At 40.5% G+C, this 20,704-nt stretch carries 20 protein-coding genes and 1 pseudogene; 4 read left to right on the top strand and 17 right to left on the bottom strand.

Translation table 11 applies throughout. The features are described from left to right. Positions 1-89: 89 nt before the first annotated feature. Complete coding sequence (locus tag QMA12_RS19140; protein ID WP_290211130.1) at positions 90-2,240, top strand: TonB-dependent siderophore receptor; 2,151 nt, start codon at positions 90-92, stop codon at positions 2,238-2,240. Between the two features lie 90 nt (positions 2,241-2,330). Here QMA12_RS19140 and QMA12_RS19145 read toward each other — a convergent pair whose 3' ends face one another. The 14 genes and pseudogenes from QMA12_RS19145 to QMA12_RS19210 all read right to left on the bottom strand — a co-directional run bounded on the left by QMA12_RS19145 (position 2,331) and on the right by QMA12_RS19210 (position 13,116). Continuing rightward, positions 2,331-2,546, bottom strand: coding sequence for an EF-hand domain-containing protein (locus QMA12_RS19145; protein ID WP_087533882.1), 216 nt, complete (start codon positions 2,544-2,546; stop codon positions 2,331-2,333). A gap of 68 nt (positions 2,547-2,614) precedes the next feature. Next, on the bottom strand, positions 2,615-2,827 hold the full coding sequence (locus QMA12_RS19150) for a calmodulin (RefSeq protein WP_087533883.1): 213 nt from the start codon (positions 2,825-2,827) through the stop codon (positions 2,615-2,617). A 131-nt stretch (positions 2,828-2,958) separates the two neighbouring features. Continuing rightward, positions 2,959-3,171, bottom strand: a complete 213-nt coding sequence (locus tag QMA12_RS19155; RefSeq protein ID WP_087533884.1) for an EF-hand domain-containing protein — start codon at positions 3,169-3,171, stop codon at positions 2,959-2,961. Between the two features lie 484 nt (positions 3,172-3,655). Further along, entirely contained in the window at positions 3,656-4,120 is a 465-nt protein-coding gene (locus QMA12_RS19160; RefSeq protein WP_290211131.1) for an OsmC family protein, read from the bottom strand. Positions 4,121-4,133: 13 nt separating this feature from the next. Next, on the bottom strand, positions 4,134-4,553 hold the full coding sequence (locus QMA12_RS19165; protein WP_290211132.1) for a GNAT family N-acetyltransferase: 420 nt from the start codon (positions 4,551-4,553) through the stop codon (positions 4,134-4,136). Positions 4,554-4,593: 40 nt separating this feature from the next. Further along, positions 4,594-5,166, bottom strand: a pseudogene (locus QMA12_RS19170) (DUF998 domain-containing protein). A gap of 417 nt (positions 5,167-5,583) precedes the next feature. Beyond that, positions 5,584-5,796 carry a calmodulin gene (locus QMA12_RS19175; protein ID WP_290211133.1) on the bottom strand — a complete coding sequence of 71 codons (213 nt, stop codon included), beginning with the start codon at positions 5,794-5,796 and terminating at the stop codon, positions 5,584-5,586. A 121-nt stretch (positions 5,797-5,917) separates the two neighbouring features. Then, a complete protein-coding gene (locus QMA12_RS19180; protein WP_087533887.1) occupies positions 5,918-6,136 on the bottom strand; it encodes a calmodulin in 219 nt (72 codons plus the stop codon). A 67-nt stretch (positions 6,137-6,203) separates the two neighbouring features. Then, positions 6,204-6,416: a calmodulin gene (locus QMA12_RS19185; protein ID WP_087533888.1), complete on the bottom strand. Its 213-nt coding sequence runs from the start codon at positions 6,414-6,416 to the stop codon at positions 6,204-6,206. A gap of 461 nt (positions 6,417-6,877) precedes the next feature. After that, positions 6,878-7,558, bottom strand: coding sequence for a flagellar brake protein (locus tag QMA12_RS19190; protein ID WP_087533889.1), 681 nt, complete (start codon positions 7,556-7,558; stop codon positions 6,878-6,880). Positions 7,559-7,641: 83 nt separating this feature from the next. Further along, positions 7,642-9,093 carry a TrkH family potassium uptake protein gene (locus QMA12_RS19195; protein WP_087533890.1) on the bottom strand — a complete coding sequence of 484 codons (1,452 nt, stop codon included), beginning with the start codon at positions 9,091-9,093 and terminating at the stop codon, positions 7,642-7,644. Positions 9,094-9,140: 47 nt separating this feature from the next. Further along, positions 9,141-9,755: a YigZ family protein gene (locus QMA12_RS19200; RefSeq protein WP_290211134.1), complete on the bottom strand. Its 615-nt coding sequence runs from the start codon at positions 9,753-9,755 to the stop codon at positions 9,141-9,143. A 57-nt stretch (positions 9,756-9,812) separates the two neighbouring features. Next, entirely contained in the window at positions 9,813-11,135 is a 1,323-nt protein-coding gene (gene pepQ, locus QMA12_RS19205; protein WP_290211135.1) for a Xaa-Pro dipeptidase, read from the bottom strand. 94 nt (positions 11,136-11,229) lie between these two features. Beyond that, positions 11,230-13,116 carry a transglycosylase SLT domain-containing protein gene (locus QMA12_RS19210; RefSeq protein WP_290211136.1) on the bottom strand — a complete coding sequence of 629 codons (1,887 nt, stop codon included), beginning with the start codon at positions 13,114-13,116 and terminating at the stop codon, positions 11,230-11,232. Between the two features lie 210 nt (positions 13,117-13,326). Between QMA12_RS19210 and fadB the strand changes: the two genes are divergently transcribed. The 3 genes from fadB to tusA all read left to right on the top strand — a co-directional run bounded on the left by fadB (position 13,327) and on the right by tusA (position 17,090). Beyond that, entirely contained in the window at positions 13,327-15,486 is a 2,160-nt protein-coding gene (gene fadB, locus QMA12_RS19215) for a fatty acid oxidation complex subunit alpha FadB (RefSeq protein WP_290211137.1), read from the top strand. Between the two features lie 4 nt (positions 15,487-15,490). After that, positions 15,491-16,660 (top strand): acetyl-CoA C-acyltransferase FadA, encoded by a 1,170-nt coding sequence (gene fadA, locus QMA12_RS19220; protein ID WP_290211138.1) that lies wholly within the window; start codon positions 15,491-15,493, stop codon positions 16,658-16,660. A gap of 190 nt (positions 16,661-16,850) precedes the next feature. After that, complete coding sequence (tusA, locus tag QMA12_RS19225; protein ID WP_290211147.1) at positions 16,851-17,090, top strand: sulfurtransferase TusA; 240 nt, start codon at positions 16,851-16,853, stop codon at positions 17,088-17,090. A 61-nt stretch (positions 17,091-17,151) separates the two neighbouring features. Here tusA and QMA12_RS19230 read toward each other — a convergent pair whose 3' ends face one another. The 3 genes from QMA12_RS19230 to glyQ all read right to left on the bottom strand — a co-directional run bounded on the left by QMA12_RS19230 (position 17,152) and on the right by glyQ (position 20,635). Next, on the bottom strand, positions 17,152-17,601 hold the full coding sequence (locus QMA12_RS19230) for a hypothetical protein (protein WP_290211139.1): 450 nt from the start codon (positions 17,599-17,601) through the stop codon (positions 17,152-17,154). Between the two features lie 62 nt (positions 17,602-17,663). Next, positions 17,664-19,733 carry a glycine--tRNA ligase subunit beta gene (glyS, locus tag QMA12_RS19235; RefSeq protein WP_290211140.1) on the bottom strand — a complete coding sequence of 690 codons (2,070 nt, stop codon included), beginning with the start codon at positions 19,731-19,733 and terminating at the stop codon, positions 17,664-17,666. Positions 19,734-19,735: 2 nt separating this feature from the next. Further along, positions 19,736-20,635, bottom strand: coding sequence for a glycine--tRNA ligase subunit alpha (glyQ, locus tag QMA12_RS19240; protein WP_087533901.1), 900 nt, complete (start codon positions 20,633-20,635; stop codon positions 19,736-19,738). Positions 20,636-20,704: the final 69 nt, after the last annotated feature.

Below are 20,704 nucleotides of genomic sequence, written 5' to 3' on the forward strand. Positions count from 1 at the left end.
TACCCTTCTTGTGCCTTATTTTTAAACGGGCTTTTCTTATATGGATAACTAATTCCATATCATCAATCTATAAAAATGGACTTCTTCAGATGTTACACTCTGTATTAAAAACACCACTCTCCCTTACTTACTGCAGCGTCATTGGTATTTTATTTTCAACGCTCTCTCAATCAATTGCAGCAAAAGCACATAATGATATTGAGAAACTAACCGTTGTCGGCGAAAAGCACAGCGGCTATAAAGTTGACTCCATGAACTCTGCAACAGGCCTTGATTTATCTCATTTAAAAACGCCGCAATCTGTTGTTGCTGTAACAAGTGAGTTTATGGCTGACCAACAACTTACAAGCACTATTGACGCCATAACCAGCGTAACGGGCATTAACGCTAGGGAAGCTGATAATGGTAAGTTTTCTATATCAGCTCGCGGCATTAGTGTGACCAGTATTTTATATGACGGTATTGCCACCACTTATGATACTCGCTTTAACTATGGCGATAACCTAACTGATACGGCTATTTATGAACGGGTAGAGATTGTACGTGGCGCGACAGGCTTAATGCTAGGTGCAGGTAATCCATCTGCAGCAATTAACTTAATACGAAAGCGCCCTACTGCAACTCAGCAGATCAATATTTCAGCCTCTGTAGGCTCATGGCAAAATTATCGCGGGGTTGTTGATGCATCGAGTAGCTTAAATAATAGTGAAACAGTACGTGCTCGTGCAGTTATTGCATACCAAGATCAGCACTCATATCAAGATAGGTTTTCTCAAGATAAAACAACCCTATACGGTATTGTTGAAGCTGATTTAACCGATAATACACTGCTAACCGTTGCTATTGATAACCAAAAAACCACGCCTAAAGGGACTATGTCTGGCGGTTTACCTATTTTTTATAGCAATGGTTCGCGTACTAACTATGATAGAGAAACATCAACAGCACCTAGCTGGTCTTCTTCAACAACAAATGCGCTAAATAGCTTTATTCGTATTGATCATGACTTTAATGCTAACTGGCAGCTTAGTGCTAGCTATATATATGGTAACAACGATTTAGAATACGATGTATTTTGGGCGACGGGCCACCCTGACGCGCAGACAAATATAGGTATGACACCAGGCTCATTAAACTTTATCGATGCCAAGAGAATTCAGCGCACCTATGAGATAGAGCTTACCGGCAGATTTAGCTGGTTAGAACAAAGTCACCAAATCATGTTTGGTTACAATAGCCAAGAGCAAGATTTTGCAACGCCCTACTTCCCAGGGCAAGAAGACGCAAAAATCATCGGTGACTTTACAGCCCCGAACTATGACTACCCACAACCAACTTGGCAAACTGCAGCCGCATATGGCTCTTATGGCACAACAGAACAAAGTGCTTTGTACTTTGCTTCACAACTTAATTTAACAAATTCATTCTCATTGATTTTAGGCAGCCGGTTAAATCAGTGGCAAACCGATCAAGATAACTTTGGCAGCAAACATGATTATGAATTAGATAACGAGCTAACCAATTATTTAGGTGCTACTTTTAGTTTGGCAGATAATTGGGCACTTTATGCTAATTACACTGACATATTTACCCCGCAAAGTCGGGTCGACAAACATGGTAATTACCTTGATCCCATTCAAGGTCAAAACTATGAGGTTGGTATCAAAGCCTCATTGATAGACGAGCGTTTAGATATCGCATTATCAGGATTTGAAATTCATCAAGACAATGTAGGTGAATACACCGGTGAAACTATTCCTGATACTCTTCAAGCAATTTACCAACCTATCGATGGTACAGTCACCCAAGGTTTTGAGTTTGAACTTAATGGCGCCTTGAATGACGAGTGGGATGGCTACTTTGGTTACACTTACAGCGAAGGTGAAACGCCTGAAGGTGATATTCTCAATACCACCAACCCAAAAAACCAATTTAAGTTATTCACGACTTACAAATTAAACAACATTGTAGAAGGTTTGAAAATTGGTGCGGGTTATCGTTGGCAAAGCCGTAGTTATGACGAGGTAAAAAACCCTGTATACGGTCAAGTTGAAGTGGAGCAATCAAGTTATGGAGTTGCAAGCCTTATGAGCAGTTATCAAATTAACTCGCAAATGTCCGTTAGTGTAAACATCGATAATTTATTTGATAAAATTTACTACAACCAAATCGGATTTTATAATCAATACCGTTATGGCAGCCCACGTAAGTTTTCACTGCAATTTAATTATAATCTGTAAACATAAAAAACAGCTTTACCTATTTTATAAGGTAAAGCTGCTTTAACGTTTATGAAGTGAAATTACCGTATTTTCTATTACCAAACAGTACTACTGTACTTTAGAAAACTCTTCTTTTGAAAGCTCACCATTTTGGTCTGTATCTAACGCTGAGAAAATCTCAACAAGCTGCGCATTCACTGAGGCTTCTTTTTGGCTAATTACGCCATCGCCATCAGTATCGAATGTATCAAAGCTTACGGCAGCAAAAGCAGCAGATGAAGAAGCAAGGGCGATAATAGCAAGTGTTGTATTAATATGTTTCATAATTTGTATCCTAATAAAATAAGGGTAAGAAATCCTTTTCAGAGATCCATTATGCGATAAAATTCACATTAAGCTTCTGAAAACTCTTGTTTTGAAAGCTCACCATTGCCATCAGTATCAAGCTCTGAAAATTGACTCATCAACTTTGCATCCACCGACGCTTCGCTTTGACTAATTACACCATTACCATCAACGTCTAGGGTGTCGAAATCTGTTGCAGCAAACGCTGCTGATGAAGATGCAAGCGCAATAAGTGCTAATGTTTTATTTAATGTTTTCATATTTATATTCCTTCACTGTTTTATAAAAAATGGCTTGAATCCTTGCTATCCTTTGTCATAGGCTCCTTGCCTATTTAGGTTGTCTTGGGCAACTCAGAATTTACTCGCAAAAAACGTTCGGTTTGCAACCATTAAGCTTTAGCAAACTCTTCTTTCGAAAGCTCACCGTTGCCGTCTGTATCCAGCTCTGTAAACTTACTCATTAATGCAGCATCAACTGATGCTTCGCTTTGGCTTATTGCGCCATTACCATCTACGTCAAGCGTATCGAAGTCTGTAGCAGCAAATGCCGCTGATGAAGAAGCTAGTGCGATAAGTGCTAAGGTTTTATTTAATGTGTTCATAATCAATCTTCCTTCAAAGTTTATGTACGATGCGATTAAAAGCTTAACCACGTTTTCGTTTCGTTCGAGTTAAGTATTACAACTTCAATGCCAAGATTAACAAACCCTTTTAAAACATGATGTTAAGGTGAAAAACAGCAATAATAACGACTACTCACTAAAAAATGTGTTGCTGTTTAGCAACACCTCTTCCCCAACAAAAATAAAAGCATTTATTTTCAACTGGTTAGATTTAATAAAAAAGACACAATATTAAAGAAGGGATAATTAAAACGGTTTTATTAACTAAAATAGAGGTAAACACTTGCTGAACAGCATTTTTTGAGGAAGTTTATTAAATTAATTTAACCTTTTAACGCATTGATTAAATTGAACTATTAAATTTATTTTTATAAAACCTATGAATTAATTCGTCGTATTTGTATAAATCGTAAGGTTTGTTGCAAATAAGCGAAAGCAGTGATTTAAATCACTGCGTTTTATTTTACAAAACAACTTCTGTAGTTACTTTGGTCTTTACCGAGTTTGCGATAAAACAAAGCTCATGTGCCTGGTGATGCATTTTTTCAAGCTGCTCAGCTGTTGCTTGCTCGCCAGAGAACTTAACGCACGGTTTTAACACAACCTCAGTCATGGCCATACGGTTATCATCCCCTTTTTCCATTACTCCAATAGCGTTATCGGTATAACTCTCAACCACAAACCGCTTTTTTGCAGCGATTGATAAAAAGAACAACATATGACAACTCGAAAGTGAGGCTACAAAAGCTTCTTCGGGGTCAACATTTTCAGCAACTGAGTAAGGTAATGGCACGATATGTGGCGATGACGAGGCTTCAACGTTAGCTCCACCATCAAACTGCCACTGATGGCCTCGGCTATATTTATTATCTATAAACGATTCATTAACACCGCGTGACCAAGTCACTTTTGCACTATATTCAGACATAAGAACTCCCGCCTTATATAAATTTACACATCCCGCAGCCTAATGCTGCATTAGGTCTGTCACGGTAATTATAACGATTATAAAAACTCTCCCTACCTTTAACTGAAAACAAACCTACCGTTGCACCTTTTTTTGCCGCGCCCGCTAAGTACCCTTCTATATTATCCATAATTAATGTACCTATACCTTGTCCCTGTAAGTCAGGACTGACAACCACATCTTGAACATAAAAAAATAAGCCTCCATCACCAATTACGCGACCCATACCAATCAGTCGCTGTTTTTGACGGATCACAACATGAAATAGTGAGTTATGTAAACTAACACTTGCCATCTGTTCATCTAACTCACCCCATCCTACTTTTTCCCTCAAAAAAATATATTCTTCAAGGGTCGGGGCGTTAAACTCCACTATCAATTTATCGTCTAGCATAAAATATGGCTCCTGCACTCATACACTAAAACCGGTAAGCTTAAATAGTTAAAGAAAAAGCGCTTAGCCAAATCAACTGCACACCATATGCTAACCTTTGATAAGCCCCTGCATTTGTGCGCTGTTTAAATGCTTTAGTTAGTCTGAAAGGTGACGCAAACAAAGCAGGCTAAAAACACTGTAAAGCTAATGGATAAGTAATCACTTATCGCGATTAAAATTAGCGCGATCAATAATGACAATAGCATAACTAACCCTGCTAAATAATGGATTTTGCAAGTTACAGTAGGTGATTCAGTATAAGGGTTTGCATCCATTGGGAAATACCCAGCGCCCAAGTTCCTTTAACAAGGACAACAGAAAGCCAGCCCACTAAAACAACTAATATAGGTGCATTTTCAAGATTAATTACATACCAACCAAAAGCGCAAAAAAGTATGCCTAAAGGGTAGTTGTTTATAAGGGGAGATAATTTTTCTGTCGCACTTCCTGCTGCGCCAAGCTCGCTGCAAAACTGTTTTTTATGACTATAATTAGGGTAGCGTTTAGCGACTGTAAAAACACCAATTACAATCCAAACACTTGCGATAATTGCAGTATATACCCAAGCCACCTCAAAATGCGAGTTTCAGTTGGAATTAAAAGCGATTTAGGCAAGGCATTGATTGCAAATAATGGTTGTTCCCTTGTTAAAATCAATAACGCAGTATAAATCGCTTTTAAACCAACCCTTTGGGCGCTTCACAGGGACTTACTCCCATCGTTGTTACTTCTTAAAAGGGATGACCATTCTTGCAAAGTAACGCCTTGATATTAAGCCCCTGTGAAACGCTGAATTCTGCATCTTGAGGTGGCTTGGGTATAAGCTAAAAGTTCAAACATAATTTACTGCCATGTGCAGTCAAACTACCATGATAATAAACTCGTTCAGTGACCTTGTATACTTTGCGTATTAAATATGAAAAAAGCAGCCTGGGGTTGGCTGCTTTAATTTAGGGTAAAATCCATTTCGAGTAAGCACAGGCTAAATTTATGCGTTATCAAACTCTTGTTTTGATAACTCACCGTTGCCATCGGTATCAAGCTCAGCAAATGTTGCTGAGGTAATGCCACCCATTGATGCTTCTTGCTGGCTAAGTGCACCACTGCCATCAATATCCAGCTCATCAAAATCTACAGCTGCAAAAGCCGCAGATGAAGATGCTAGTGCAATAAGTGCTAATGTTTTGTTTAATGTATTCATAATATAATCCTTCAATGTACTATCAAAAAAATGCGTAAATTTAGTATCACCATCCTTGTTATCCTTTGTCATGAGTTCCTTGCCCACTTAGGTTGTCTTTGGCAACTCAGGATAAACTCAGTTATGCTCTTGAATACTCTTCTTTTGATAACTCACCATTTTGGTCAGCATCACGCTGTGCAAATTGATTAAATAACTCAGCATCTTCTTTGGCTTCAACCAAACTAATCGCACCATCATCATTTACATCTAGGGTGTTAAAATCTAATGCCTCAAATGCAAATACAGATGATGAACAAGTTATCGCTATAAGTGCTATTGCTTTGCTAAATGAACTCATTACTAAGCTCCTTTCATTGCCGTTTTAAATATTTAAGAAATCCTTTTCAACATTCCATGCAAAAGAATTAAGCTTTTGAGTACTCTTCTTTTGATAGTTCGCCATTTTGGTCAGTATCAAGCTCTGCGAACTTGCTTAGTAACTCAGTATCTACTGACGCTTCACTTTGGCTGATTGCGCCACTGCCGTCGATATCCAACGTATCAAAGTCTGTCCCTGCGAATGCCGCTGATGATGAAGCTAATGCGATTAGTGCTAATGTTTTATTTAACGTGTTCATAATTATATTCCTTCAAGTTATGGCTGCGATTAACTCGCGTTTCGTTTGTTGTAATATAACTATTACAACTTCAATGCCAACATTGAAAAAACAATTAATATCAAGTAATTAAGATTAATATTTGATTATTTCGTCATTTTTGGTAGGTATTTTTGTTGCCTTTTTGCAACAGCAACAACAAGAAAAATTAAATTCAATTTAAAATCAAACGCTTAGAATGTTATGGGATGATACAAAATCTACGTCTATGATTTTTTAAAGTCGAAAGAGGATTGTTAAATATACGAATGAAGCATAAAAAAATAAATTAATCGATATTATTAAATATCAAACAGGAACTATAACTACCTGATAATTAATATCTAATTTATTATATAGCGATAATAAAGGGGAAAGTTAAATGCCTAATTTCAAGATATTCACCCTCTTGTTGCAAAATAGCGAATATCAACAAAGACATTTTAAACCAAAGGTTCTAACACGGAGAGATCGATAAAGTGATCTTTCATAAATTTTTTCATTTCATCTTCACTTGCATGTAACTGCACACCAAACTGCACCTGAGTCGCCAAACTACGAACACTGCATATTTGCCCACTAAACTCTTTCATCCCCTTATTCTCTTTATCAAGTAAGATATTACACTGAGTATTTTTGAGACTTGATAAGTCTTCTTTGCTTTTAATTTCAAACATAACTCCAGTTGCCGAGATGTCTTTAATAACCCCTAGCCACTGGCGCTCATCACTTAGTTTAATTTCTGCAGGCAACAAGGTGGGTATGCGCGTATGTGAGCGTAAACTAAATAGTTGTACTTGTGTTGGAAAGTCTATAAAAATCAACCTTGCAGGGTGTGATGCAACTGACATAACTTGTTGGCGAAAGGCAATAACCTGTCCCCCTCCACTTTCAAGTACAGCTCGAATAATAAGCACTACACCATCTTTAAGATATTCACCTGCGTTATGTAAACGTCTGACCGATGGGTAGTTAAGTACAATAAAACGATTATTGAGAAGCCCAATAAACTCAGTTTTTACTCGCTTGCTGTCTGTGGGAGTCAGTATTTCTACATCAACAAGTGTTCCCGCAGTGATCTTACCCAGCTTTTCTAAATTGAGCTGTAACTTCGTTTTTGGCATTCCCTTTCACCACATACTAATATTAATAGAGTATTGATATTAACCTAAATAGAGATAGAACAGCGATAACCCTAAAGTCTGAACTATCCTCGCCAGAATGTTGGTGTAAACAATACTAATAGCGTAAATATTTCTAATCGACCAAACACCATAGCTATGGTTAATAGCCACTTAGCTGCATCGCTCACGGCACCATAATGGCTAGCTACCTCACCAAGTCCTGGCCCTAAGTTATTCAAGCAGGCAGCAGTTGCCGAGAAAGCGGTAATGTTATCCATACCCGTTCCCATCAAAGCTAACATTATGATGACGAATACGAGTGCGTACGCAGAGAAAAATCCCCATACAGCTTCAACAACTTTGTCTGGAAGTGCTTTACGGCCCAGTTTAATTGAGTAGATTGCCCGCGGATGTACCAGCCGATTAAGCTCGCGCACACCTTGTAAGTAAAGTAAGAACACGCGCACAACTTTCATTCCACCACCCGTAGAGCCCGCGCAACCACCAATAAAACTAGAGAAAATTAACAAGATAGGTAAAAACAATGGCCATGTAGAAAAGGTGTCTGTGGCAAACCCTGCGGTAGTACTCATAGATACAGCTTGGAATAAAGCCTGATCAAGGGTTTCATCGCCATTAGCGTAAATGTTATTCGACGACAATACTGTAAAACACACAACAACTAATGCCAATTGAATAAACAAAAATACTTTAAACTCTGGATCTCGAATATAAATTTTTAAGTTGCGGCTAGAAACGGCAGCATAATGAAGCGTAAAATTTACAGCTGCGATAATTAAAAAGACCACACAGATAAAGTTAATTAGTGGACTATCAAAGTGACCTATTGATGCGTCATAAGTGGAAAAGCCGCCAATAGCTATAGTGGAAAATGCATGGCAAATAGCATCAAACCAATCCATCCCTGCAGCCCAATACGCCAGCATACATGTAATAGTTAGCGATACATAAATGTACCAAAGATGCTTAGCTGTATCAGCTATACGCGGGGTCATTTTTGAGTCTTTAACTGGGCCAGGTATTTCAGCTCTATATAACTGCATACCACCAACACCAAGCATTGGTAATATAGCAACGGCCAGTACAATAATCCCCATTCCACCAAGCCATTGAAGTTGTTGGCGATAGAATAATACCGATTTAGGTAAATATTCTATCCCTGTTAATACAGTCGCCCCAGTAGTGGTAAGGCCTGAGAATGCTTCAAATACTGCGTCAGCCAGAGAGAGATTCGGTTCTTGCAAAAAGATAAGCGGAATAGAAGCAAATGCCCCCAGCACTAACCAAAATAGCACCACAATTAAAAACCCTTCGCGTGCTTTTAAATCACCATGCTCTTGTCTATTTGGATAATATGCGATTAAGCCAATAACAACACTAAAAATAAATGCCAATACAAATGGTACACCACCACCATCTTTATATATCAATGATACAACTGCTGGCGGGACCATGGTAATACTAAACAGTACAACAAGTTGGCCAAGAATTTTTATTATGGTACGAAATTGCATTTAGCTATCGCTTATTTAGGTATTTTCATTAACTGCTGGTTATTGTCTTACTGTTTAACTTTTAACTCAACCGCGCCATGGCTCAAATCATAAATATCTTTAATTGCTTGAGCTGCCTCGCGGCTATCTATAGTAATAGTCCATTCAATATTAGCAGTAAATTGCTTTTCAATATTAAGTACTTGATATTTTGTTTTTAATAATTGTTCAATCGCACCTTGTATGCTGTAATCAGTAAAACCTGTAAGCTCTACACTGGGTACTTTCACCACAGTGTTTAATTTTGCTAAAGCGTTATTTAAAGAGCCACCGTAAGCACGCACCAAGCCACCGGTACCCAGTTTAATCCCACCAAAATAACGGGTAACTACCGCTGTAACTTCACCCAAGCCAGATCCAACTAAAACATTTAGCATAGGTTTGCCAGCAGTACCATTTGGTTCTCCATCATCTGAAAATCCATATACATGACTGCCCCCTGGGTTTCCAGCAACGTGAGCCCAACAGTTATGCCGCGCATCGGCGTACTTTTCTTCAATATTTTTTATAAATGCTTTGGCTGCAGCTAAATCTGGGGTATGTGCAATATGCACAATAAACGTACTCTTTTTTATTTCTTCTTGATGAAACACATCATCTGCAGGGTATTTGTATTCTGACATATTTTACTTAACCAAAAAAATGGGGCCAACAGGCCCCTTCTCTCGCTAGCTTACGACTTAATCTAAGTGTAAGTCGCGCGTCATATTCTCTAAGCTATCTTCGTGTACTATGATGTTATCTTCTATACGAATACCACCAAATGGTTTGAATGCTTCAACTTTTTCCCAGTTAATAAACTGTTTGTTGTCAGTTTGCGCTAAATCACCTAGCAGTGAGTCAATAAAGTATAATCCAGGTTCAATGGTAAACACTTGGTTCTTTTCAATTAAGCGAGTGCATCGTAAGAACGGGTGCCCTTCTGGTGGCGCTTGATGGGCGCCTTTCTCATCTGCCATAAAACCGCCCATATCATGAACTTGCAAGCCAAGGTGATGGCCAAGCCCATGCGGGAAGAAGGTTGATGTAATACCGCGTTCAACAATTTCAGCAGCTGGTAGCTTAACAATATTAAAATCACTTAATACCTGCGCCACACGTTGATGACAATCAAGGTGCAACTCACCGTACAATAAGCCTGGCTTTAAGGCGTTGCCTAAGGCAATTTGATGCTCAGTCATAACCTTGATCAAATCTGCAAATTCACCTGACTTTTTAAAGTCATAAGTACGGGTAATATCTGCGGCATAACCATTAAAGTTAGCACCAGCATCGATTAAAAATGATTTATGCTCTTTAGGTGCTACTGGGTCAAAGTGCGTATAATGCAAAATAGCGCAATTTTCGTTAAGTGCAACAATGTTGCCATACGGCATTTCGTTTTCACTTTGACGTGTTGCGATCAAATAGGCTTGTTGAATATCAAACTCAGAACCACCAGCAAAGAAAGCATCTCGCGCTGCTTTGTGGCCATCTACCGCGATACTGTTTGCTTGGCGTAAGCATTCAAGTTCATATTGTGTTTTATATGCACGATGATAGTTTAGATAATTTATAACCGGCTCAGGGTTCATAACGCTAAAGCCAAGCGCTTGCGCTACTTCGAGATACTCACCGATATAGGCGTACTTTTCTTTATCGTACGGCAATAACTTCTCAACCTGATCTGGCTTTAAAAGAAGTTCAATATCAAAGTAATCAGCCCAAAAATCTCGAGGTTCATCAGGTACTTTGTGCCAAAAATCAACGGGGCGATAAAAAATCAGTTTTGGTTTATCACTGCCATTCACCACAATCCAACAATGAGGATTATCGATGACCGGTAACCAAGCTTTAAAATGAGGATTAACTTTAAACGGGTAATACATGTCGTCTAAAAACTGGCGTTTAGCTTGACCCGAATGAATCACTAAACCTTCTAAACCTTCACGATCAATAATAGTACGCGTACGCTGTTGCAGTGTTGCAATATGTTCGGCGTATGAAACGGCTAATTTATCCATAGTAAACCCATCTGTTAAATTTAACTTGTGCAAGAGTCTACCATAGACTCATATAACCCCCAATGTAGATACGTCAAAGCGTACCTGAATAAGGTTAACCGCCCATTTTCATGTCGAGTATCGGTTCGAGTATATTTCCCTCTCGCCCTAAACGTGTGTGATACACCTGACGATAAGCAAACACATTTTTAACGTAATTACGTGTTTCACGATATGGGATAAGCTCAACCCACAGTTCTGCTGGCATAGCGTCATCAGGTAACCAGCGTTTTATACGATGATATCCTGCATTATACGATGCTGTAGCTAGTACTTCATTTCCATGATTTTTCTTTTTTAAGTACTCTAAATACTGAGTACCTAAACGAATATTGGTTTTTGGTTGGTTAAGCCGCGTACTCGATACAGTGCTTTTGTTTACGTATTTTGCTGTGCTAGGTAGTAACTGCATTAAACCACGTGCATTAGCATGCGAACGTGCATCCGGTGCAAAGGAGCTTTCTCGACGCGATATAGCAATGCTCCAAGTCATATCAATATGATTACGTTTGCTATAGCGTTCAAATAAGTCTTGAAAGGCAAATGGAAAACGCAGCTCAACATAATCCCATGCTTTGATTTGTGCCAAGGTATAAATGGTGCTGTCGTACCAATCAAGCTCTGCCGCAAGCTTTGAAGCTGCGAGCTTTTCTTGTTCACTGGAGGTACGTGTAAGATAATTCCACTCTCGTCTCGCTGAGGTAAAACGCTCTAGCTCATAAAGCGCTTTGGCACGCTTAAAACCTGGTGCTTGCGCAACTTCTGCCACTAACGCATCACTGACTTGCAATGGCTGACTGTTTAATTGCACTGGTATATTTAATCTCGCAGCAGCTAAAAACCCGTAGTAATCACGCTCTTTCGCCACCGTTTGCCAAATCGCATTGGCACGTTGTGTATCACCGCGCTGCGCTAAGCTATAAGCAAGCCAATATTGCTGGCCAAGGCTAAGGTTTTCTTTACCAGTAAAAAACGCCACTATGCCCGACCAATCTTGAGCTTTTAACATATTACCCAATTGCCACTGCATTAATTTACGATCTTGGCGTTCCTTAGGCACTTTGTTTAACCAGAACCGCGCTTGTTTATGTCCACTCGATGCTAATGACAAAGCGAAGGTGTAATACACATCTGCTTTTTCCTCATCAGAGTAGGCAAACATTTTATCAAGTTTTTCCCACGCCTTTAGCGCTAAATCTCTATCACGCCAAACTAATCGCTTCACACCATAGTGAGCAATTTCACTTTCTTTAACTGTTTTATTTTTATACCGATAAAGCCCTGCAGCGGCACTTGGATCACTGCGTACTTTTTTGTATAAGTCAGCTAAGTACTGTTCACTTTTCGGAAGTAACGTTTTTAAATAGGGAAGTAAATTCCTGTCGCCACCTTGAGCGGCTAAAGTAATACGCTGCCAAACACGAGCTTGGTTAAGATAACCTTTTTTGCTCCATAAACTAAATAACGAGTCGCATTCCTTTGGTTGTGACTTACCAACCACCCACAAATCACTCACTTGGCTTAAAATTGCTTTTTCTGGCGCGCCTAAATCAAGTTGGTATTGCAAGTAAGTACAGGTAAGTTCATTGTTAGTCGTTTTACGGTAGTTATTTATGTAAGTAGCCTTGTGATCATGCTTACGCAAATATTGTAGCCAAGATTTACGCACTGGCCATTCAAGTGGTGTGTTTTGATAAACCGTTAAGTAATTTTCAATCTCTGTTTGATACTTCACATTTGGATGTCGCTGCCAATAGGTTTTCTCGACATATGGCTTAAGCGGATGATCCAAGTTATTAATAACGTCTTGAAATTTTTCATAGTCGCTATAACGTACTTTTTTCTCAGCGTCTAAAAACGCGTCATGTTTGTCGTTGGCTTCGGCAGAAAAAAAAGGGAGAAATAATGCTGCTGCCGTCCAACCTAATAAATGTTTTTTCATGATGACCTTTACGATTAAAAGTACTCAAAAATAAAAATATAAATTCAGCTAAAAACTTCACCTACACCTTAGCACCAAACCAGCTATATTTTAACCAGTAGTAACTCAGCATAGTAAATTTTTCGTTGCATTTTTAATTTAAAGCAAGCACACTGATTGAAATGCAAACTCATCGTACCAGTCTTAGTTCACACACTAGGGAGAATAATAATGTTATATAAGAGCGATTCCTTTGAAGTTGCTTTCATCAAGGATAATATCGCCGAGTTCAAATTTTGTGTTGCAGGTTCTGTAAACACTTTGTCTCAGCAAACCTTGAAAGATTGCGCTTCTGCATTAAAAGAATTAGCAGCAAATAATGATATCAAAGGCATGATTTTTACCAGTGATAAAGACCACTTTATTATTGGCGCCGATATTTTCGAATTTTTACCAACGTTTACTAAACCAGAAGCTGAATTAGTAACATGGATCAAAGATGCCACTGATGTATTTGACGCTTTAGAAGATTTACCATTCCCAACACTAAGCGTGATAAACGGCTTAGCGCTTGGCGGCGGCTGTGAGTGGGTACTTGCTACCGATTATCGCGTTGCCAGTACTACGGCTAAAATTGGCCTTCCAGAAGTTAAACTTGGTATTATGCCTGGTTTTGGTGGCACAGTTCGTCTACCACGTATCGTAGGTGCTGATAATGCGATGCTGTGGATCACTTCTGGCACAGAAAACCGCGCTGCTGACGCCCTTAAAGTAGGTGCAGTTGATTCGGTAGTTAGTGCTGACAAACTTTTAGAATCAAGTATTTCAACACTTGAACTAGCTATCTCTGGGAAGTTAGATTGGCAAGCAAAACGTAATATTAAGCTACAACCGCTTAAATTAAACCGCGTTGAGCAAGGCATGAGCTTTGCAATGGCTGAAGGCATGGTTATGGGTAAAACCAAAGGCCACTATCCAGCACCAGTTATGGCAGTTCGTACTATTAAAGCAGCGGCAAACTGTACTCGCGATGAAGCAATGGCAATCGAAAACGCTAACTTTGCTAAACTAGCACGTACACCAGAAGCAGCAGCACAAACAGGTATTTTCCTTGCTGATCAATACATCAAAGGTAAAGCACGTAAATCAGCTAAAACCAGCGATGTTGAAATCAAGCAAGCCGCTGTATTAGGCGCAGGCATCATGGGTGGCGGTATCGCTTACCAATCTGCGTATAAAGGCACGCCTATTATAATGAAAGACATCCAACAGGATGCGCTTGATTTAGGTATGGGTGAAGCATCTAAACTATTAGGTGCTAAAGTGAAGCGCGGCCACATGGCAATGGATAAAATGGTTGCCACATTAGGTAAAATTAAGCCAACTCTAAATGATAGCGACTTACAAAGTGCAGATATCATTGTTGAAGCCGTTGTTGAAAACCCTAAAGTTAAGCAAGCTGTGCTATCGCAACTTGAAAAAGACATGCCAGAAGGCACCGTGCTTACATCTAATACCTCAACTATTCGTATTGATGAATTAGCAACTGCGCTAGAAAAGCCTGAAAACTTCTGTGGTATGCACTTCTTTAACCCAGTGCCTAAAATGCCACTTGTAGAAATTATTCGCGGCGAAAAAACGTCTGAGCAAACAATTAATGCAGTGGTAGATTACGCATTAAAATTGGGTAAATCACCGATTGTTGTTAACGATTGCCCAGGCTTCTTTGTTAATCGTGTTTTATTCCCTTACTTTGCAGGCTTTAGCAAGCTCGTTGTTGAAGGCGCTAACTTTGCCAAAGTAGATAAAGTAATGGAAAGCGTATTTGGTTGGCCTATGGGCCCAGCCTACTTACTAGATGTTGTAGGTATCGATACAGCTTATCATTGTACTGGCGTAATGGCTGACGGTTTCCCTGAGCGTATGTCTCGTCAAGAAAAAGATCCTGTTACCGTATTTGCCAACGAAAAACGTTTTGGCCAAAAGAACAAAGCAGGCTTCTACCAATACGCACCAGACCGCCGTGGTCGCTTGAAAAAAGCTCAAGACCCACAGGCTGTTGAGTTACTTAGCTCAATCACTGATGCACCAAAAGAATTTGATAAACAAGAAATTATTGACCGCTGTATGGTGCCAATGATTAACGAAGTACTCCTTTGTTTACAAGAAGGCATTGTTGCTTCGCCACAAGAAGCAGATATGGCGCTTATTTACGGTATCGGTTTCCCTCCATTTAGAGGCGGCGCGTTCCGTTACTTAGATCAAACTGGTTTAGCTAACTTTGTTGCAACAGCAGACAAGTACGCTCATCTAGGTGCGATTTACCAAGTATCAGAGCAAACTCGCCAATGGGCTGAAGAAGGCCGTGTTTTCTATAAGGTGGAAGGTTAATATCATGAATAATCCAGTAATTGTAGATTGTATCCGCACACCAATGGGTCGCTCAAAGGGCGGCGTATTCAAACACAAGCGTGCGGAAGACTTAAGTGCCCATCTGATGAAGGGCTTACTAGAACGTAACCCAGCCGTTGATCCAGCATCAATTGATGATATTTATTGGGGTTGTGTACAACAAACTTTAGAGCAAGGCTTTAACGTTGCTCGTAACGCATCATTACTTGCCGGTATTCCGCATTCAGTACCAGCAACGACAGTAAACCGCTTATGTGGCTCATCTATGCAAGCATTGCATGACGCTGCTCGCGCAATTATGACTGGCGCTGGTGACACTTACCTCATTGGTGGTGTTGAGCACATGGGCCACGTACCTATGACTCATGGTAATGACTTTCACCCAGGCTTAGCAACATCAATCGCACAAGCGTCTGGTTCAATGGGTTTAACTGCAGAGTACCTTGCTACTATTCACGGCATTAGCCGTCAGCAGCAAGATGAATTTGCTTACCGTTCACACCAACGTGCACATGCTGCAACTGTTGAAGGCCGTTTCCGCCGTGAAATTCTCGCAATAGAAGGTCACGATGCAGATGGCTCATTAATTCTTGTTGAAGACGACGAAGTAATTCGCCCAGAAACAACAGTAGAAGGCCTATCGCAGCTACGTCCAGTATTTAACCCTGCTACGGGCTCTGTTACTGCTGGTACTTCTTCAGCACTTTCTGACGGCGCATCAGCAATGCTAGTAATGAGCGAAGAAAAAGCCAAAGCACTGGGCCTACCAATTCGTGCTCGCGTTAAAGCAATGGCGGTTGCAGGTTGCGATCCATCAATCATGGGTTACGGCCCAGTACCAGCAAGTAAAAAAGCACTTGCACAAGCGGGTATCACTATTGATGACATCGACGTTGCTGAGCTTAACGAAGCATTTGCAGCGCAATCATTACCCGTATTAAAAGACTTAGGTCTTGCAGATCTGGTTGATGAAAAAGTGAATCTAAATGGCGGCGCAATTGCACTTGGACACCCACTAGGTTGTTCAGGCTCGCGTATTAGCACGTCACTTATTCACCTAATGGAAGACAAAAACGCAAAATACGGTTTAGCAACTATGTGTATTGGTTTAGGCCAAGGCATCGCAACTGTATTTGAGCGTGTACAAGACTAATTAGCTTAGACACGTAACCAACTCTTGGTGATAAAAAGCTGCGCTGATTTATAAATCTGCGCGGCTTTTTTATATGCTGTGCTTTGTAGCTTAAAAAGCATAACTGAAGTGACTTTATTTATTGCAGCGAGGTCGTTAAACTAGCAGCCTTAAATTAATCGTTAAGCGCCACTTGATAAAGGTCACCGCCATGAGTTTTGATAACCCCGATCACCAATTAGACGCCATCGGCCTACGCTGCCCAGAGCCTGTCATGATGATCCGTGGTGCGGTACGCAAAATGGCAGAAGGCGAAACCTTACTGATCATCGCAGACGATCCCTCAACCACCCGCGACATCCCCAGCTTCTGCACGTTTATGGATCACACGTTAATAGCCAAAGAAGTAGATGCAGTGCCGTATAGGTACTTGGTGAAGAAAGGGTTGTAAAAGCTATCAGCTATCAGAAAATCTCTCGGGCAACTGAAAGCTGACGGCTTACAGCTTACAGCTATTTTTTGGTTATCGTCACTTTTGGTTCATCGTAATTACGATAATCGATACTAACTATATAGCTGCCTTTAATTGCTGGGGTGAAGCTGAAGTAATTATAGATGGTATTACAGTCGGCAATGGCGGCTTGGCCAAGTACTAATGACTGCCCTGCTGGTGCGGCTTCACTGTAACCACAATTGTAGCCTTCGCTAAAGTCGGCATCGGCAATTTTAAATTCGTATACTTTACCAGGTGTTGAAAACTTAACATTGGCTTGGTAAATCGCAGGTGCAACTTGTTCAAATTGATATTGTGGCTCTGCGTCCCATAAGGTGAAATCGCCTCGTAAGTACATGGTTTTATCTAGCTCTTTACTAGGTAGTACGTCATCAATGCTAGGGAGTTGGACCTGACTCGAACATGCGGTTAATAAGCTAACTACCGCAAGCGTTAAAATACGTTTCATATAGATTAACCTCTAAGACAAAAAAGCCAGCATAGCTGCTGGCTTTTTAAGCTACGCTGAACTTACTTCTGCAGTACAGAAATATCAGCAATATCTAAAAATAAGCCACTTAATTGGCTTAACAGTGCTAAACGATTTTGCTTAACGGCTTCATCGTCTGCCATTACCATCACGTTATCAAAGAAATTATCTACACTTTCGCGGATACCCGCTAATTGCGCTAATGCTTCTTGATAATCACCTGCGGCGTATAAAGGTGCGAGATCAGTTGCGAACTTAGCAACCTGTGAAGCGAGAACTTTTTCAGCATCATCGCTTAATAGGCTCTCATCAACCTTACCTTGGCTCGTAATATCATTCTTAGCAAGAATATTACTTACACGCTTATTAGCTGCTGCAAGTGCTTCTGCGGCATCTAAAGTGCGGAAATGGCTTACCGCTTTAACGCGGCGGTCAAAATCAACAGGCTTAGTCGGGCGACGTGCAAGTACCGCTTGAATAACATCAACTTGAATGCCTTCATCTTGATACCAAGCGCGGAAGCGACCAAGCATAAACTCAAACACATCAGTCGACACATTTAAGTTAGTTAGCTTTTCGCCAAATAAGCTTTGTGATTTAGCAACTAAGTCTAAGATATCTAATGGCAGCTCTTTCTCTACCATGATACGTAACGCACCAATCGCTGCACGGCGAAGTGCAAACGGGTCTTTATCCCCTTTTGGCGCTTGGCCAATTCCGAAGATACCCACTAGCGTGTCAAACTTATCAGCAATGGCAACCGCACAGCTGATTAAGTTTGTTGGTAAACTGTCGCCTGCAAAGCGCGGCATGTACTGCTCATTTTGCGCAATGGCTACGTCTTCGGCTTCACCGTCATGACGTGCGTAATGCATGCCCATAACACCTTGTACGTCAGTAAATTCCATCACCATTTCGGTCATTAAGTCTGTTTTACTTAATAAGCCAGCACGCTCTGCGAGTGCTTTATTTGCACCTAGTTGCTCAGCAATGTAACCGGCAAGTGCTGCAATACGCTCAGATTTATCTTTTAGCGTGCCCAGTTGCTTTTGGAACAATACGCTATCTAGAGATTCTAAGCGGCTTTCTAGAGTTTTCTTTTTGTCTGTTTCAAAGAAGAACTGCGCATCTGCTAAACGTGGGCGCACTACTTTTTCGTTACCCGCAATAACAACACTTGGGTTTTTGCTTTCAATGTTTGAAACAAACAAAAACTTGTTAAGTAGCTTGCCATCTTGATCTAGTAACGGGAAGTATTTTTGGTCGTCTTTCATGGTGTAGATCAGCGCTTCTGCTGGTACATCTAAAAACGCCTCTTCGAAAGTTGCGGTCAGGGTAACTGGCCACTCAACTAAAGAAGTTACTTCTTCAAGTAAATCTTCATCCATCGCAACCACAGCATTAACTGCTTTTGCTGCGGCTTCAATTTGACTGCGAATTTGTGCTTTACGTTCCTCGTAATCGGCAATAACGTGTGCAGATTTTAGTACGTCAAAAACATCGTCAGCATGGTTGATGCTAATTTTTTCTGGATGATGAAAGCGATGACCTTGAAGCTGGTTATTAATAGCTTTACCTAGTACTTCGCCTTCAATTAGCTTATCGCCAAACAAAATAGTGGCTGTATGCACTGGACGAATAAATTGTGTTTTATTCGCGCCCCAACGCATTGGCTTTGGAATTGGCAGTTTCGCTAACGCCTTATTTACTACGTCGTTTAATAAAGCGGTGGTTTCTTTACCTGCTACTTTGGCAATATGTAATAACCATGCGCCTTTATCTGTTTCAAGAGTTTGTGCTTCACTTACGTCGATTCCACAGCCTCGTGCCCAACCCATAGCCGCTTTAGTTGGGTTACCTTCGCTGTCAAATGCAGCTTTTGTCGCTGGGCCACGTTTTTCAACTTCTTTATCTTGTTGTTTGGCTTCAAGCGCTGTCACTTGTAAACCTAAACGACGTGGTGATGCATACCATTTTACACCTTGATGAGCTAACTCTAGCCCCTCAAGTTCTGCTGTTAGGTTTTCAGCAAATGCTTCTGCAAGTTTACGCAGCGCTTTTGGTGGCAGCTCTTCTGTGCCAATTTCTACTAATAAATTTTGTGCTGACATGGTTAATCCTTACAAAGCGGGAAGCCAAGGGCTTCGCGTGCATCATAATAACTTTGTGCACATGCTTTAGATAATGCACGAACACGTAATATATAACGTTGGCGTTCTGTCACAGAAATCGCGTGACGAGCATCCAGTAAGTTAAATGCGTGCGATGCTTTCATTACTTGCTCGTAGGCAGGTAATGGTAAGCCAGCTTCAATTAGCTTTTCGCTCTCAGCTTCACATTTATCAAACTGTGCAAACAAGTCTGCAACGTTTGCGTGTTCAAAGTTATAAGTTGATTGCTCGACTTCGTTTTGATGGAATACATCACCATAGGTAACGCGTCCCATTGGACCATCTGCCCATACCAGATCGTAAATACTGTCTACGCCCTGAATATACATAGCTAAACGCTCAAGGCCATAAGTAATTTCACCAGTGACTGGTGAACACTCTAAGCCACCGACTTGTTGGAAGTAGGTAAACTGTGTTACTTCCATGCCGTTTAACCAAATCTCCCAACCTAGGCCCCACGCACCTAATGTAGGTGATTCCCAGTTGTCTTCTACGAAGCGCACTTCATCAGTTAACGTATCAATGCCTACAGCTGCTAAAGAGCCTAAGTAAAGCTCTTGGATGTTCTCTGGTGATGGCTTTAATACTACTTGAAATTGGTAGTAATGTTGTAAGCGGTTAGGGTTTTCACCATAACGGCCATCAGTAGGACGGCGACACGGTTGTACGTAGGCGCTAGACATTGGCTCAGGGCCAATAGACTTTAAGAATGTTTGAGGGTGAAATGTACCCGCGCCAACTTCCATATCGAGTGGCTGAATAATGACACAACCTTGCTGTGCCCAGTAATCCTGTAAAGCCAGGATCAAACCTTGAAAGGTTTTAACGTCATATTTTTGCATATTTGGCTTTTAGTATCTGCTGTGATGTAGCGTGAATATTACCCTCAGTATACCTTGTGCGTAGTCATG

This window comes from Pseudoalteromonas sp. APC 3893, assembly GCF_030408095.1.
Taxonomy (GTDB): domain Bacteria; phylum Pseudomonadota; class Gammaproteobacteria; order Enterobacterales; family Alteromonadaceae; genus Pseudoalteromonas.

What these genes read in the sequence shown, in the direction of transcription:
- QMA12_RS19195 (WP_087533890.1), bottom strand. Translation starts at nt 9,093, where the DNA reads ATGCAATTTCGTACCATAATAAAAATTCTTGGCCAACTTGTTGTACTG.
- fadB (WP_290211137.1), top strand. Translation starts at nt 13,327, where the DNA reads ATGTTATATAAGAGCGATTCCTTTGAAGTTGCTTTCATCAAGGATAAT.
- tusA (WP_290211147.1), top strand. Translation starts at nt 16,851, where the DNA reads ATGAGTTTTGATAACCCCGATCACCAATTAGACGCCATCGGCCTACGC.
- QMA12_RS19155 (WP_087533884.1), bottom strand. Translation starts at nt 3,171, where the DNA reads ATGAACACATTAAATAAAACCTTAGCACTTATCGCACTAGCTTCTTCA.
- QMA12_RS19165 (WP_290211132.1), bottom strand. Translation starts at nt 4,553, where the DNA reads ATGCTAGACGATAAATTGATAGTGGAGTTTAACGCCCCGACCCTTGAA.
- QMA12_RS19175 (WP_290211133.1), bottom strand. Translation starts at nt 5,796, where the DNA reads ATGAATACATTAAACAAAACATTAGCACTTATTGCACTAGCATCTTCA.
- QMA12_RS19190 (WP_087533889.1), bottom strand. Translation starts at nt 7,558, where the DNA reads ATGCCAAAAACGAAGTTACAGCTCAATTTAGAAAAGCTGGGTAAGATC.
- QMA12_RS19200 (WP_290211134.1), bottom strand. Translation starts at nt 9,755, where the DNA reads ATGTCAGAATACAAATACCCTGCAGATGATGTGTTTCATCAAGAAGAA.
- pepQ (WP_290211135.1), bottom strand. Translation starts at nt 11,135, where the DNA reads ATGGATAAATTAGCCGTTTCATACGCCGAACATATTGCAACACTGCAA.
- fadA (WP_290211138.1), top strand. Translation starts at nt 15,491, where the DNA reads ATGAATAATCCAGTAATTGTAGATTGTATCCGCACACCAATGGGTCGC.
- QMA12_RS19160 (WP_290211131.1), bottom strand. Translation starts at nt 4,120, where the DNA reads ATGTCTGAATATAGTGCAAAAGTGACTTGGTCACGCGGTGTTAATGAA.
- QMA12_RS19140 (WP_290211130.1), top strand. Translation starts at nt 90, where the DNA reads ATGTTACACTCTGTATTAAAAACACCACTCTCCCTTACTTACTGCAGC.
- QMA12_RS19150 (WP_087533883.1), bottom strand. Translation starts at nt 2,827, where the DNA reads ATGAAAACATTAAATAAAACATTAGCACTTATTGCGCTTGCATCTTCA.
- QMA12_RS19145 (WP_087533882.1), bottom strand. Translation starts at nt 2,546, where the DNA reads ATGAAACATATTAATACAACACTTGCTATTATCGCCCTTGCTTCTTCA.
- QMA12_RS19210 (WP_290211136.1), bottom strand. Translation starts at nt 13,116, where the DNA reads ATGAAAAAACATTTATTAGGTTGGACGGCAGCAGCATTATTTCTCCCT.
- glyQ (WP_087533901.1), bottom strand. Translation starts at nt 20,635, where the DNA reads ATGCAAAAATATGACGTTAAAACCTTTCAAGGTTTGATCCTGGCTTTA.
- glyS (WP_290211140.1), bottom strand. Translation starts at nt 19,733, where the DNA reads ATGTCAGCACAAAATTTATTAGTAGAAATTGGCACAGAAGAGCTGCCA.
- QMA12_RS19230 (WP_290211139.1), bottom strand. Translation starts at nt 17,601, where the DNA reads ATGAAACGTATTTTAACGCTTGCGGTAGTTAGCTTATTAACCGCATGT.
- QMA12_RS19185 (WP_087533888.1), bottom strand. Translation starts at nt 6,416, where the DNA reads ATGAACACGTTAAATAAAACATTAGCACTAATCGCATTAGCTTCATCA.
- QMA12_RS19180 (WP_087533887.1), bottom strand. Translation starts at nt 6,136, where the DNA reads ATGAGTTCATTTAGCAAAGCAATAGCACTTATAGCGATAACTTGTTCA.